Below are 15100 nucleotides of genomic sequence, written 5' to 3' on the forward strand. Positions count from 1 at the left end.
ATTTCAATGAACCTATTTAGTGTACTCACGCCGCCGAGTGTAAAAAAAGGCCAACAAACGCAAACTTTGGCAACATTGGGTGGCGTGTCGCAAGCCATCACCCTCGCCAATTTAATCAATAACCATGCTGGCACCAGTATTATTGTCACTCACGATACGCCTAGTGCGTTATCGCTTGAGGTCGAACTGAGTTATTTATTAAACCATATCAATGTGAATGTGTGTTTGTTCCCCGATCGTGAAACCTTGCCTTACGATAGCTTTTCGCCGCACCAAGACTTGATATCGCAGCGACTTGAAACCTTAGCCAATATTGGTCAAAGCCAGCACAATGTGGTCATAGTACCAGTAAATACCTTAATGGTTCGCCTACCACCTAAGTCGTTTATGACCGCCAATGTTATGGTGCTTAATAAAGGCGACACATACAGTTTACAGCAAGCCAGGCAACACCTTACTGATACCGGTTATCATATTGTCGATCAAGTATATGAACATGGTGAGTTTGCTATTCGTGGCTCTATTATTGATATTTTCCCTACCGGCTCAAAACAACCATTACGCATAGAGTTGTTTGATGATGAAGTCGAATCGATACGCTTTTTTGATGTTGATACCCAGCGTTCAGGCATGGCTCGCGATGCGATTCGTATGCTGCCAGCAAAAGAATTTCCCACCGACAGTAATGCTATTGAAGGTTTTAGACAACGTTATCGTCGTCGCTTTGAAGTGATTTCAAAAGAAGCTGAATCAGTTTATCAACTCGTTAGCCGTAATTTAATGCCCGCTGGCATTGAAAACTACTTACCGTTATTTTTCGATGACACTGCAACATTGTTTGATTATTTACCGCAAAACAGTCAACTCATCACCTTAGGCAATATTGAAAAAGCCAGCTTAGCGCACTTACATGAGGTCAACGTTCGCTACGAAGACCGACGAGTTGATCCACTAAGGCCGTTATTGGCGCCAAAAGAACTTTACTTGCTTAATGATGAATTATTCGCGGCATTTAAATCTTTTACTCGTACCCAATTATTACAGCAATATATTGCCACCGACACCAATAATGCCGGCGAGCCGCTAGCTGAAGTTGAACTTCCAACGCATACCCTCATCGCTAACGTTGAAACACTGCCAGACATCAATGCTAACCATAAACTCAAACAACCACTCATTGCGTTACAAGAGTATTGTCAGCAGCATCCAAAATTAGTGTTTAGTGCCGAATCGGAAGGCCGCCGTGAAGCCCTGTTAGACTTATTTGCCAAAATTGACATTAAACCCAAGCAGTTTGCTCATCTTAACGACTATCTAGCAGCCAAAGACAATATCGGTTTAATCGTGTCACCTTTGGCGCGAGGTTGTGTGCTAACCGACACCGCAAAAGGTGCCGTGAGCATCATTTGTGAAACCGAACTGTTTGGTCAGCGTATTTCGCAGCAACGTCGCCGCGAAAAGCAAAAGCAAGTTAGCACCGATGTTTTAGTTAAAAACCTAGCTGAACTTAAAGTCGGTCAACCTATTGTCCACTTAGAGCATGGTGTCGCGTTATACCAAGGATTAGAAACGCTCGATACTGGCGGTTTGGTTGCAGAATACTTAAAACTGGAATATTCAGGTGGTGACAAGTTGTATGTGCCAGTGTCGTCACTGCATCTTATCAGTCGCTATAATGCCAGCGGCGATGGTAATACTCACCTCAATAAGTTAGGTAACGAAACATGGGCTAAGGCCAAGAAAAAAGCCATAGAACGTATTCGTGATGTGGCCGCTGAATTGTTGGATGTCTATGCCCGTCGTCAAGCTCGTCCTGGCGATGCTATGAGTATTGATGAAGAAGAATACGCCCAATTCAGTCAAGGTTTCCCCTTTGAAGAGACCGTCGACCAAGAAAGTGCCATTCACGCAGTACTTGAAGACATGCAAGCACCACGCGCAATGGATCGCTTAGTCTGTGGTGACGTAGGTTTTGGCAAAACAGAAGTGGCCATGCGAGCAGCATTTGTTGCCGTGAATGCCGGTAAACAAGTGGTGGTGTTAGTGCCGACTACCCTGCTTGCCCAGCAACACTACGAAAACTTTAAAGACCGTTTCGCTGATTGGCCTATCGTTATTGAAGTGATGTCACGCTTTAGAACCGCTAAAGAACAAAGCAGTGTTGTTGAACAACTGTCTGAAGGTAAAGTCGATATCGTTATCGGCACTCATAAATTACTGTCATCAGAAGCTAACTTCGATAACCTCGGGTTATTAGTCATCGACGAAGAACACCGCTTTGGTGTGCGTCAAAAAGAAAAAATTAAAGCATTACGTGCCAATGTCGACATTTTAACCCTCACCGCCACACCGATTCCGCGGACATTGAACATGGCCATGTCGGGTATGCGAGATTTATCAATTATCGCCACTCCTCCGGCTAAACGTTTGGCAGTAAAAACCTTTGTGCGTGAATATGACAAAGCCACTGCACGAGAAGCCATTTTGCGTGAAATTTTGCGTGGTGGCCAAGTGTATTATCTGCATAATAATGTTGAGACCATTGAAAAAACGGCGCAAAATATTCGCGATTTACTGCCAGAAGCCCGCGTCATAACCGCCCATGGGCAAATGCGTGAACGCGATCTTGAAAAAGTCATGTCCGACTTTTATCACCAACGTTTTAACGTGTTGGTATGTACTACCATTATCGAAACCGGTATCGATGTGCCTAGTGCCAATACCATCATTATCGACCGAGCCGATATGTTTGGTTTAGCACAATTGCACCAGCTTCGCGGCCGTGTTGGACGATCGCATCATCAAGCCTATGCTTACATGATGACGCCACATCCTAAACGCATGACCCCAGATGCCCGCAAACGTCTTGCAGCCATTGAAGCCCTAGAAGATCTTGGCGCAGGTTTTTTACTCGCCACTCAGGATTTAGAAATTCGCGGTGCGGGTGAATTGCTCGGTGACGAACAAAGCGGCCATATCTCAAAAATTGGTTTTAGCTTATACATGGAAATGCTGGAATCTGCCGTAAAAGCCCTCAAAGAAGGAAAAGAGCCTTCTTTAGCCTATATGATGAGTGCCAAAGCAGAAATTGATTTACGCATTCCGGCATTATTACCTGAAGATTACGTCAGTGATGTTAATATGCGCTTATCATTGTATAAACGTATCGCTAACTGCGAAACCGACACCATGCTCGATGAACTTAAAGTCGAATTTATTGACCGATTTGGTATGTTACCTGTGCCAACCCGAAATTTAATGGCGATTACTCTATATAAACATCAAGCAACCGCGTTAGGTATTCATAAAATTGAAATGCACGCCAAAGGTGGCAGTGTCGAATTTGGTCAAGAAAATCACGTCGATCCGATGTTTATTATTGGTTTGTTGCAAAACCAACCACAAATCTATCGAATGGACGGGCCAAATAAGTTAAAGTTCAACATTCCTGCTGAGACAAGCAAAGAGCGTCTTGAGTTAATCAACACCCTGCTTGGACAGTTCGCTAAACATCAAATTTTGGAGACAAATAGTGCTTCGTAAACTTGCGATTTCTATCGCCGCTATCACAGCGCTATCCCACAGCTTTTCAGCCCATGCAGAATCATGGTTTGAAGTTGAAGTGTTTATATTTGAACGCCAACAACCGTCAGTTGAAAAATGGCTCAATGCTACACCGCCCAAACTCAGTAAAGACACGGTGGATATCATTACTCCAGTGATCAGTACCGACATAACCGGAGTAGCCGTTGGCTTAAATGGTTGTACTACAACCGACTGGACTAATGGCTCAAGTAACTGTAATGACCCAAAAGTCAGTAACAGTATCGCGGCTCATCCAAGCGAGGTTCCGTTTAATATCGGAGCCAACAAGCCGCAAACCGCTTATTTAGGTCAAGGTCCATTACTGCTGGCTCAAAGCCAGGGTAAATTTAATGACTTAATGAGAACCATTAGCCGCGAACCTTATGTTAAAAGCCTAGTGCATTTAACCTGGCAACAAAATATGCAGTCGCGCAGACGCGCTAAGCCTGTGCGAATATTCGGCGGAAAGGATTTTTCAAAAAGCTTTGAATATCATGGTTTAGCTGTCAAAAAGCCAACTCAAACAGAAGCCATGCCAAGCACAGAATTTGGTGCTTTAGGTAACTTTTATGAAGCGCCAAAAATAGGCCCTGTATGGGAGTTAGATGGCTCGATAAACATTTATCTTAGCCATTACTTGTATATTGAAAATAATCTGGCTTTGCGTAAACCGACTCAAAAAATGCTTGAATCAAGTCCTTTAGAGTTTAATGAATATGCGGCTCTAGACATTGAAGGTAAAAAGCAACTAGCACCTTATTTAGAAAGCATCCCACTTATTCAGAATCGCCGTGTGCGAAGTGGTGAGATCCACTACTTTGATCACCCGCAGCTGGGTGTCGTGATGCAAATTCGTAAAATGGCCCAACCTACTAATGTTAAACCAATTGATTTAACCGAGCGTGCTACCACTAGCCAACCAGTACCTTATACTGGTTAACAGCTCGATAGCTTAATACTAAAAAACCGGATCAATTGATCCGGTTTTTTGCTTAATGGCCTAGCTCATTTACTCGATAACCTCAACTCTGGAGAATTAATACATCCCTTAACTCGAGCTGTGGTTATTTAAACAATTTACAACGATTGAACAATGCGAGTGATGTCCATCGCCAATTGCTGAGCAGCTTGCCAACGTGTTTGCTGTTCAAGAGCCAGCAAGGATTGTGAAGTATTACCTTTTAGCGATAATGCGGTATGTGTAGGCTCTGCAGCCGGCCAATCAAACTCGGTTAATAAAGCATTAACGCCAACAGGATCATTACAGACCAAAATCATATCACAGCCAGCATCTAACGCCGCCTTAGCACGGCCAAGGTAGTTACCTGCAAAGCTGGCTCCCTTCATGCCTAAATCGTCAGAAAAAATCACCCCATCAAAACCTAATTGTTGACGTAAAATAGTTTGTAGCCAGTAAGATGAAAAGCCTGCGGGATTAGGGTCAATATTTGAATAAACCACATGCGCTGGCATCACGCCTTGTAGCTGCTGAGAACCTATCAAGTGCTTAAATGGCTGCATATCAAAAGCTTCCACTTGCTCTTTAGTCCTTGGATCAACTGGCATGGCAATATGTGAATCGGCAGCAACACTGCCATGGCCAGGAAAATGTTTTCCTACCGCAGCCATACCGGCCTCACTCATGCCAATGATGAACTGCTGTGCTAATGCACTGACTTCATCAGGAACCGCACTAAAACTGCGCTTACCAATCACTTCACTTATACCATTTACGTCTAAGACAGGTGCAAAACTTAAATCGATATCACACGCTAACAGCTCAACAGCCATTAAAAATCCGCACTCTTTCGCCCATTGTTTAGCTAATGTTAAATCGCCTTTAGCAGTAGGTAAAATATCACCCATGGCAGGTATTAAACTAAAACCTTCACGAAAACGTTGAACTCGGCCACCTTCATGATCTACCGCAATTAATAATTCAGGGCGAATACTGCGAACACTTTTAACCAATTCAATTAATTGATTTTTATTTTCACAGTTGCGGCTAAACAATATAATGCCACCTACCTGCGGATGCTGTAATTGCGCAGTTTCTGTTGCAGATACAGTTAAACCTGCAAGATCCATCATTAAATAGCTCAAATCTTTCCCTTATCTATAAAGCTGACTATCACGTCAGGTTAATCAAGTCACATTATGCATCAAGTATAAGGCAGGCTAATGTGAGAATAATGCATCAAAAAATCTAATGAACAGTCATTGATTAATGTGTGGGATACTCTACCAAGAATAGGAGATAAACCGCCAACATTACTTTTGACGATTATACTCACTTATAATGAAAACAATAAACGACTCAGCAAGGGTTAAACAACATGATTAGTGTATTTGACATGTTCAAAATTGGTATCGGTCCATCTAGCTCACATACAGTGGGTCCTATGAAGGCAGGTAAAATTTTTATACAGCATGTCGCTGATAATAATTTATTAGCGGATACTGACGAGTTACAAACAGAATTATTTGGTTCTTTAGGTCAAACAGGCAAAGGCCATGGTACCGGTAAAGCGGTCATTTTAGGGCTAATGGGTGAAGACCCAGAAACCGTAGATACCGATGGGATTGATGCCATTTTAGACGCAGTGTCTACGACTCAAAAACTCACTTTAGCAGACGGACGTCAGGTTAAATTTACTCGCGAGTCTGGGGTAACTTACCATAGACGCAAAACCTTGCCGGCACATGCTAATGCCATGACCTTATACGCATTATCTAAAGGCGAATGCATATACCAGCGTACCTATTATTCGGTTGGTGGTGGGTTTATTCTTGATGAAGATGAAATAACTCAACGTAATGCTTCTCCAGCAACGCCAATTGAACAAGCACCTTATGACTTCAACAGTGCACTGCAATTACTGCAATTGTGCTGCGACAACGGCTTAAGCATTTCATCATTAATGATGGCCAATGAGCTTAGCATTGCCAGTGAAGATGAGATCAAACAAGGTTTGTGGAAAATTTGGCAAACCATGAAAAACTGCGTTGAACGCGGTTATCAAAAGGAAGGCATATTGCCAGGCGGTTTAAAATTACGCCGACGTGCCCCAGCGCTCTACCGCCGCTTAAAAGCGGAAGGGAGAAATAACACAGACCCATTGACCGCTATGGACTGGGTTGATTTATTTGCTTTATCGGTTAATGAACAAAATGCAGCAGGCGATCGCGTTGTAACGGCCCCAACAAACGGCGCCGCAGGGATTATCCCGGCAGTATTGTGTTACTACGATATGTTTGTGCAAGAAGTCGATATCGATGTGTGCAGCCGCTATCTGTTAACCGCTGCTGCCATTGGTATTTTGTACAAGAAAAATGCCTCGATTTCTGGCGCTGAAGTGGGTTGCCAAGGCGAAGTGGGCGTAGCCTGTTCAATGGCCGCTGGTGCGTTAACTGAAATTATGGGCGGAACCGTAGAACAGGTTGAGAATGCCGCTGAAATTGGCATGGAACATAACTTAGGTTTAACCTGCGATCCAGTTGGCGGCCTAGTACAAGTGCCCTGTATTGAACGTAATGCTATGGGTGCAGTAAAAGCGATTAATGCTTCACGCATGGCACTTCGCGGTGATGGTAATCACAAAGTGTCATTGGATAAAGTCATTAAAACGATGATGGAAACCGGTAGAGACATGCGCAGTAAATACAAAGAAACCGCAAAAGGTGGTCTTGCGGTGAACATCGTCGAATGTTAATTAACGTATTCATTTAATCTGCTCAATTCTAAATGCCTGTTAGTGAACCTAACAGGCATTTTTGTATGCCTTCAACGGGTTGTTAATCTGTTAATGATTCATCGTAAAATCAATTAATTGAATGACCTGTTTACCCTTGCTCCAACCATATAAAGGGACGGTATAAAATGCATACGAGCACGCGCGAAACCAAAGAGAGACCTTTGCTCTTAGTGGGCCTGTGTAGGCTTAATATAAGCCTTGGTTCCCCAAAGTGGAACTGTCGAAAGGCTGTGTTTGAAGCTGCCCGATGTTTCTTTGGTAGAGTAAGAAACATACATTAGAGTTTGATTTTCAGCATCAAATATTCTTCTAATTTTCATGGTTTTGAAAAAAATACTTTTTGATTTTTTAAACACAACCTCACCTGATTTACTCTTATCTATTTTAGCAATCATATCAGTAGTGATCTCACCCGTTTGTCTGCAAGAAATAGAACTATCACTTGGGTCAGAAAAACTGAGGTTTTCTTCTATTGAGGCGATGTGACAAGTGACACCAGATACAATTTCATCTTTTAAAATATTCAGCTTTATGTCTTGTGTAGTAAACATTCCGAGTGAAACATCACCGACTTCATTGTCAGAACAAGCGGTAACAAGTGTCGTTAAACATAGCGCTATTAGTATTTTTTTCATCGGTAACACCTTGTAATATTATGAGATTATATAATCACAATAGACGGAGATAGAAATCATGAGTTATGTCATTACAAGCAAACTATTAAAGATAAGCCTGGAATAAACAATAAGTCCACATTGACGTTGTCACGACCACAGAACGCCACAGCAAACCATAATGACCAATATTTTTTCATTATGGTTTGCACGATAATCAAATTAATTGACCATATTTGTGGCTGGCAAAGCAAGCTTGTTACTATTCTATGATTATTTTAATAATCAACCATTAGTATAAAGATCCGCTTTTAACATAATCACCGCTCTTTACAAGCTAAGTGTAATGTTTTTTAGTTAAAGGCACTCTGAGCACAACGGGTTAAGCCTGCAGTTACCGAACCGAAATGGTCACCCACCACCACTTTGGCATTGGGGTAGACGCTTGCGATTTTATTGTATATTGCCGGGCTTCTTGCAGTACCGCCTGTTACATACACAATATTAGGAGTGGTTGGCATATCACAATCTTGTTGCTCTGCTTTAGCTATAGCCGTTTGCATTGCTTGTTTCATTAACGCTTCAACTTTCGCTAAAGGATCGTTAATGGCTTGCTCAAACTGTGCTGCGGTTAACGGGACTAACAGCCCCTTTTCAATAAAATCTAACGAACATTGAATGGTGTCATTGTCGGACAAACTGATTTTCGCCGCTTCAGCTTGGCGTACCACTTGATAACTCATTTGGTTCTTTTGTACTTTTTGCAAACGAACTAATAGTTCAGGCTGCTGCGCTTCTTTGATTAGCTGCTCAACTAACTTACGAGAGGGTAAACTAACAAAGTCACGTTGGGCACTAATATCATTGACGGCCACCGCGTTCCAAAAAGGCGTTCTTGGCATAGGTTTACCGTTAATCATTAACGTATCGGCACCAAAACTTGGCATCAACCCAGTCATCGCTAACGCAATATCTAAATCGTTACCACCAATCCGTTGACCTGAGTGCCCAAAACAGTCTGGGCTGCGGTCTTGTTGTTTAATGTAAGACGGCCCCATTTTCACCACTGAACAATCTGTCGTACCGCCGCCAACATCGACTACTAACACGGTATTGTCATCGCTTAGGTTTGACTCAAAATCCATACCTGCGGCTAAGGGTTCAAATAAAAACCTAACATCGGTAAAGCCTGAGCGAGTTGCCGCAAGGCGTAAAATGGTTTCAGCTTGTTGATTACTGTCTTCGCCACCTATGCCTTGGAAATTAACTGGTCGGCCTATCACCGCATGACTGGCCGAGCTAAGCGATTTCGCGTTTAACGCTTTGTCAGCTAACGTTTTCACATGTTGCATCATCAAGGTGACAATGTCTTCAAATAAGGCTATTTGTTCAACACGTAATCCGTTGGCACCTAAAAAAGACTTTGGAGAGCGGACATAAAAACCTTCTTCAGGCATGTCTAAATAAGCATCTATCGCAGCTTGGCCAACAAACACAGCTTGTTCATTGGGCGACAGATCAAGCTCATGACGCATTAGTTTTGCACGCATTAACTGAGAACTGCGCAAATGAGAGTACTCTGCTTTTAAGTGTTCTGGTAATCCTTGGTATACCGCCTCGGCAATAAGCTCGCGATCCATTGCGTACAACGTTGAAGGCATAAAATCCGAATGAGTTGATAATGGTAATAACGATACCGCATCATCAATCATTACCCCAATCGCACAGTTGGCACTGCCGTAATCAAATCCAACAAACATTGACTTACCTTCTGTCATCTAATCGAAAAAAGCGCTCAAAATAACACACTTACGCCACTTGCTAAACCATTTATCACTGTTTTATCTAAAGGTAAGTATCAATACTTAACTTTTTTTTACTTTGAGTGAATGTTTAAATACTTTACATTGAGTATATGCCGGCATGAATCTGCGCAAGAGAAGTTATCTACATTGTCGATTTAGGCTGGTCAAGATCATTACTTAATAAGTAAAATGGCTAAGTTACAGAGTAAAATATAAATAACTCATTGATTACAAATATTTTTTATTTTGGCATGCCAGTTGCTATAACTAGATGAATTACTCATGGATATATAGAATAATATTAAGGACTTTATTGTGAAAAAAATCATCATCATTATTGTTGCTGTCGTACTAGGTTACTTTATCAACCTCAAATTTGTTGAAATCGCATACTCATTAGGTTTCGCTGAATTGAAAAAAGAAACTCTATTGATTAATGATCAAAAAATGAAAGTGAAATGCGACTCTTATGCTTTAGGCTTTTTTGATAAAGTTAAACTTGAAAATAAGTTTCAGCAATGCATTAATGATTACCAAGCACAAGGCTATGTGATTATTGACCAACAAGCTGCGATGAAAGCGGTTTAAGGCTGGAAATAAAAAAGCTCAAGCATTAATGCTTGAGCTTTTTTATTGATTCACGGCACGATTAAAACGGCATTTTCATTCCAGGAGGTAATTGCATACCACCAGTCACTTCGGCCATTTTAGTCTTTTGATTTTCTTCAATACGACGAGCTGCGTCATTACACGCTGCGGCGATAAGATCTTCTAACATCTCTTTATCGTCTTCCATCAAACTTGGATCAATTTCAACTTTACGCACATTGTGGTTACCTGTCATGGTTACTTTAACCAAGCCAGCACCCGCTTCACCCGTCATTTCTGTGCGTGCAATTTCTTCCTGCACTTTAGCCATTTTGTCTTGCATCATTTGGGCTTGTTTCATTAAATTGCCCATACCGCCTTTTCCACCAAACATAGTCGTCTCTCTCTAATTAAGGTTGTTAGCAAGTCGTCATAATGGCGACAATCTTACTGAAATAAAATCGATTGGCAATATTACAGATACATTTTTGAGATGAAGATATATTCATTTTCTGTAAAACCACCCTATTTGTGTACTTATGAAACGCTGATGAGTGCAATATCCTGCGCTATTTGCCCTAGTTGCTCCGATGGATATTCAATCGTGTCACTGTCTAACTGAGCCGATAAGTGTTGGATCATCCACTGAACGTTGTCATCAAGCAAAATAGATTGTTGCGCTTGCGCAATAAGCTCCCGATGAAAACGTTTACGTAACTCAAGTGGTGTTTCTCGTTTTTGCACCACACCAATCTGGATTTCAACTTCAGTTGGTCGCTCAAGGTACTCAGATAATGCCACTTGTAATTGATCGATAGCAGTTTGCGCAGACAAATGTTTCTGGTCTGGTTTTAACACCAATACTATTGGGTTTGACAATGTTGGGCACACGGAGTTCACCCCTAATTGCCTAACCCTTCCGCCAACGGACACATTAGTCATTATTTTATACCAATGTAAATCAACTTCATCGCCTTGAATGCTGTGTGGTTCAAATTTGGCGAGCACATTAGATTGAATCACCGGCTCTGCATTAATGTTTTGCGGATCAGCAGCCAGTGAACGGGTTATTTGTGCGCTGGCCGGTTTTTGATGTTGATGACCAGCTTGCTGACTGACTGAACTCGATGGTTGAAATGTTGCTTCAACTGCGGGTTTAGTCTCTTGATTAATATCTGCAAACGCATTAACGATCTCACCCTCTTTGGGCGCGACCCAAGGAGGCCTATCATAATCGGCCACAACTTTAGACTTGTCTATTCCGTTGAGCGTTACAGATGATGCTTCGTTGGCTGTAGGTGCGCTAAACTCAGCCTGTTCTGACTTATCAGAAGACTCATTAGCGGCCGTTGTTGATGTTGATGCCGCAGCCGCTTTGCTCACTCTAGAACTGATTGTTTTTGTAGACTCTTTTTTGGCAAGTTCTTCTTGTTGCTGTAATACACCAACATCTGCAATGAGAGAATCTCGGCTGGCTAACACTTCATCTAAAAAGTCGTCTAAGTTATCATCTGCGCTAGTGAGGTTTTGACGAGCATTATCACTCATCAAGTCGCTGTTATTGTCAACAAGATGATTAACCGTTTTCGGTTCAGACATCGACTCCGAAGCTTCAGTAACATTGTTAGCTTCAGTTATCTCGTTTGAAACCGAAAACGCAACATATTCGTCATGATCCGAGGGTTGATATTCCATTGACGGATCGTCTGCTTCGTCATAATCCATAAAGGAATAGGCATCAAGTGAGCTATTATCTGCACTATCACTGGATTGACTATTTTCTACTGTATTGGTGTCTGCTTTACTCGGCACTAATGTAGGTTGCTCTGCAACCTCTTCAGACTCGGTAATATCATTAGCCAAATTTTCAGTATTGGATTCAACCGTTGCTTCAGTATCAGCATTATGAACAACATTATCAGATGAAGTTGCATTAACAACGTCAGCTTCGGCATCATCATTAACAAGCTGGTCAGTGTGCATATCGACACTTTCTAGCAGCAATGAATCAAACCCTAAGCTTTGTGCTTGGTCCAACAATAAAGATTGCTCAGCCACCAACGAAGGCTCAACAGCGATATCGTCGAGAAGATCAGCATCTTCAACAGTCGACAACAATTCAGCCTGAATAGCGGGTGCTGCTGTCGTAGAACCATTATGCGCTTGAGGCAGAACATCAGGCTTTGGGCCTGTTTCAATGACCTCTTGCGTTGAAGTTGATGCGTGATCGATAACGCTTAAATCAATATTAGCAGGTGTCGTTGTTACCCAACGTTTTACTTGTTTCTCGGGCGTAAAGGCTACCGCACGAAGCAGTGCCATTTCCAAGCCCGATTTAGGATCGGGAGCAAAGGGTAAATCTTTACGGCCGTTAAGCAGCATTTGGTAATAAAGCTGTACTTGTTCTGGCGCTAATTGCTGCGCGAATGCCAAAATTTGCTCACTAAACAGCGATTGTTGTGCAGCAGCCGGGGCAAATTGAGTTAAGGTGATTTGATGTAATAATTCTAACAAGCTGCGTAGTACTTCTTCGGCATCTGCGCCAAATGCCAATACTTTTGCCACTGTTTGCATTAATGGCCCAACATCGGCATCACACAAGGCTTTTAATAACGCGAGCACATGTTGCTCATCAATACTGCCCAACATGGTTTGCACTTGTGTAAGCATCACTTGGCCACTGCCGAACGCTATCGCTTGATCCGTTAAACTGAGCGCATCACGCATACTGCCATTAGCCACTTTGGCTAATAAACTCAGTGCTTGCTGCTCAAAGGGTAATTGTTCTTGAGTGATGACATACTCAAGTTGCTTGCTAATTTCGTCCTGCGATAAACTTTTCAAATTGAACTGTAAACAACGAGATAGCACAGTAACCGGCAGTTTGTGCGGATCAGTAGTCGCTAATAAAAACTTAACGTGCTCTGGAGGCTCTTCTAAGGTCTTTAGCAGTGCGTTAAAACTGCTGCGCGATAACATGTGTACTTCATCAATTAAGTACACCTTAAAACGACCACGGGATGGGCGATACTGTACATTGTCGAGAAGTTCGCGAGTATCATCAACTTTGGTGCGGGAAGCGGCATCGACTTCAATTAAATCAACAAATCGGCCTTGGGCAATTTCAATACAACTAGAACATTCACCGCACGGCGTAGCAGTAACGCCTGTTTCACAATTAAGACCTTTAGCAAACAAACGTGCCAAACTGGTTTTACCCACACCGCGGGTACCAGTAAACAGATAAGCATGATGTAAACGTTGTTGGCTCAATGCATTGGTTAATGCCATTAATACATGGGATTGGCCGACCATTTGTTCAAATTTAGCTGGACGCCATTTGCGGGCGAGTACTTGGTAAGACATGAAATTCCCCACAGAGAGCTATCGGGAGTCAATCCCTTTAAAGGGGTTAACAATAACATGCCAAGGGCTGGCATGCTATTGTTGAGCAAGCATTTGATAGAGTAAAACTTAGTTAACTGCTTAATAAAATGGCAGTTTATTTTACTTTACTTACTCGCCGTCAAACTCGCATAAACTTAATACTTCTATTCCCATACCTTGTAAACGCTTCTCGCCACCAATTTCTGGTAATGAGATAACAAATGCAGCATGGCTCACTTCACCGCCTAATTGACGAATAAGTTTTACCGTAGCTTCAATCGTGCCACCGGTGGCTAATAGATCATCAATAACGAGCACTTTATCATTAGCATTAATTGCATCGACATGAATTTCTAAGGTGTCTTTACCGTATTCTAAATCATAAGTTTGGCTTATGGTTTTACGGGGTAATTTACCCGGTTTACGCACAGGTACAAAACCGACGCCGAGCTCTAACGCTAATGGTGCGCCAAATAAAAAACCACGCGCTTCAGTACCAACCACTTTAGTGAAACCTTTTGATTGATAATGAGCCACTAGAATCGCAATAGTGGCTTTATAAGCTTCTGCATTTTCAAGCAAACTGGTGACGTCACGGAACATGATGCCTGGTATTGGATAATCAGGAATGGTTTTAATGCTCTGCTTAATAAGCGCTAAACTGTCTTGGTTCATCATAATGTAGTTAACTCTGTCTGAAAGTGATTACGCAATAAAAAAGTCCACGTCAATGGTGGACTCTGGTAAAAATACTGGTGTGATCTTATGCCCGTTTAATCTCAGTTGCAACAGGCATGCATTAACCAGGCTATTTATTATTCTAACTCTGGGATCCGCCACAAGAAAAATAATAAAATAAGCATCATGCACAACAACATAATTTTCACCCATACTATCGGTACTATCATGATACTAATAGCAAAACTCAGGCCGCTCATTAACATGGCTTTTCTCTTTAGCGATCGGCTCAACGCACGTTTAGATTGCCACTGAGAGATACCTTCAGCAAACCAAGGGTGATTGATTAGCCAATGATGAAGTCGATCGCTAGAACGAGCAAAGCAAAACGCAGCCAATAATATAAACGGCACTGTAGGTAATAAAGGCAGTGCAATGCCAATAATGCCTAACACTAGACTGCACAAACCAATAATGAGAAAAAATCCGCGTTTCACCGCCATATGCGCCCTCATACAAACAAAAAACCACTCTATCTGAGTGGTTTAATAAGACAATATCATGACAGGTTAACCTGAAGTAAGCGTTAAATTAATCCTGTTGCTTTCAACCATGAAAGACTCGCGGGCAATGTTGGAATTAATAAAACCAAAATAAAACCAATAAAATAAAAGATGTTAAACGGGTC

At 42.0% G+C, this 15100-nt stretch carries 11 protein-coding genes; 4 read left to right on the forward strand and 7 right to left on the reverse strand.

Features of this window, described 5'->3' with window-relative positions:
- The first annotated feature begins 6 nt into the window (after positions 1–6).
- Together mfd and H5181_RS12160 are read left to right on the forward strand one after the other, a co-directional pair.
- Entirely contained in the window at positions 7–3543 is a 3537-nt protein-coding gene (gene mfd, locus H5181_RS12155) for a transcription-repair coupling factor (RefSeq protein WP_182751147.1), read from the forward strand.
- Entirely contained in the window at positions 3533–4525 is a 993-nt protein-coding gene (locus tag H5181_RS12160; protein WP_182751148.1) for a peptidoglycan binding protein CsiV, read from the forward strand. Before mfd ends, H5181_RS12160 begins: the two co-directional genes overlap by 11 nt.
- Before the next feature lie 137 nt (positions 4526–4662).
- On the opposite strand, the gene nagZ is transcribed toward H5181_RS12160, so the two are convergent.
- Positions 4663–5688 carry a beta-N-acetylhexosaminidase gene (gene nagZ, locus H5181_RS12165; protein WP_182751149.1) on the reverse strand — a complete coding sequence of 342 codons (1026 nt, stop codon included), beginning with the start codon at positions 5686–5688 and terminating at the stop codon, positions 4663–4665.
- 233 nt (positions 5689–5921) lie between these two features.
- Between nagZ and H5181_RS12170 the strand changes: the two genes are divergently transcribed.
- A complete protein-coding gene (locus H5181_RS12170; protein ID WP_182751150.1) occupies positions 5922–7298 on the forward strand; it encodes an L-serine ammonia-lyase in 1377 nt (458 codons plus the stop codon).
- Between the two features lie 209 nt (positions 7299–7507).
- Here the strand turns inward: H5181_RS12170 and H5181_RS12175 are convergent, their stop codons facing one another.
- Complete coding sequence (locus H5181_RS12175; protein WP_182751151.1) at positions 7508–7975, reverse strand: CreA family protein; 468 nt, start codon at positions 7973–7975, stop codon at positions 7508–7510.
- A gap of 332 nt (positions 7976–8307) precedes the next feature.
- On the reverse strand, positions 8308–9714 hold the full coding sequence (yegD, locus tag H5181_RS12180) for a molecular chaperone (protein ID WP_182751152.1): 1407 nt from the start codon (positions 9712–9714) through the stop codon (positions 8308–8310).
- A gap of 360 nt (positions 9715–10074) precedes the next feature.
- Between yegD and H5181_RS12185 the strand changes: the two genes are divergently transcribed.
- Complete coding sequence (locus H5181_RS12185; RefSeq protein ID WP_011637859.1) at positions 10075–10347, forward strand: hypothetical protein; 273 nt, start codon at positions 10075–10077, stop codon at positions 10345–10347.
- Positions 10348–10408: 61 nt separating this feature from the next.
- Here H5181_RS12185 and H5181_RS12190 read toward each other — a convergent pair whose 3' ends face one another.
- From H5181_RS12190 to H5181_RS12205, 4 genes are all read right to left on the reverse strand, one after another.
- Complete coding sequence (locus tag H5181_RS12190; RefSeq protein ID WP_011637860.1) at positions 10409–10741, reverse strand: YbaB/EbfC family nucleoid-associated protein; 333 nt, start codon at positions 10739–10741, stop codon at positions 10409–10411.
- A gap of 143 nt (positions 10742–10884) precedes the next feature.
- A complete protein-coding gene (gene dnaX, locus H5181_RS12195; RefSeq protein ID WP_182751153.1) occupies positions 10885–13713 on the reverse strand; it encodes a DNA polymerase III subunit gamma/tau in 2829 nt (942 codons plus the stop codon).
- Between the two features lie 150 nt (positions 13714–13863).
- Positions 13864–14415 carry an adenine phosphoribosyltransferase gene (apt, locus tag H5181_RS12200; RefSeq protein WP_101088153.1) on the reverse strand — a complete coding sequence of 184 codons (552 nt, stop codon included), beginning with the start codon at positions 14413–14415 and terminating at the stop codon, positions 13864–13866.
- Positions 14416–14549: 134 nt separating this feature from the next.
- Complete coding sequence (locus tag H5181_RS12205; protein WP_059746660.1) at positions 14550–14915, reverse strand: YbaN family protein; 366 nt, start codon at positions 14913–14915, stop codon at positions 14550–14552.
- Positions 14916–15100 lie beyond the last annotated feature (185 nt).

Source organism: Shewanella sp. SG44-2 (genome assembly GCF_014164215.1).
Lineage (GTDB): Bacteria > Pseudomonadota > Gammaproteobacteria > Enterobacterales > Shewanellaceae > Shewanella > Shewanella frigidimarina.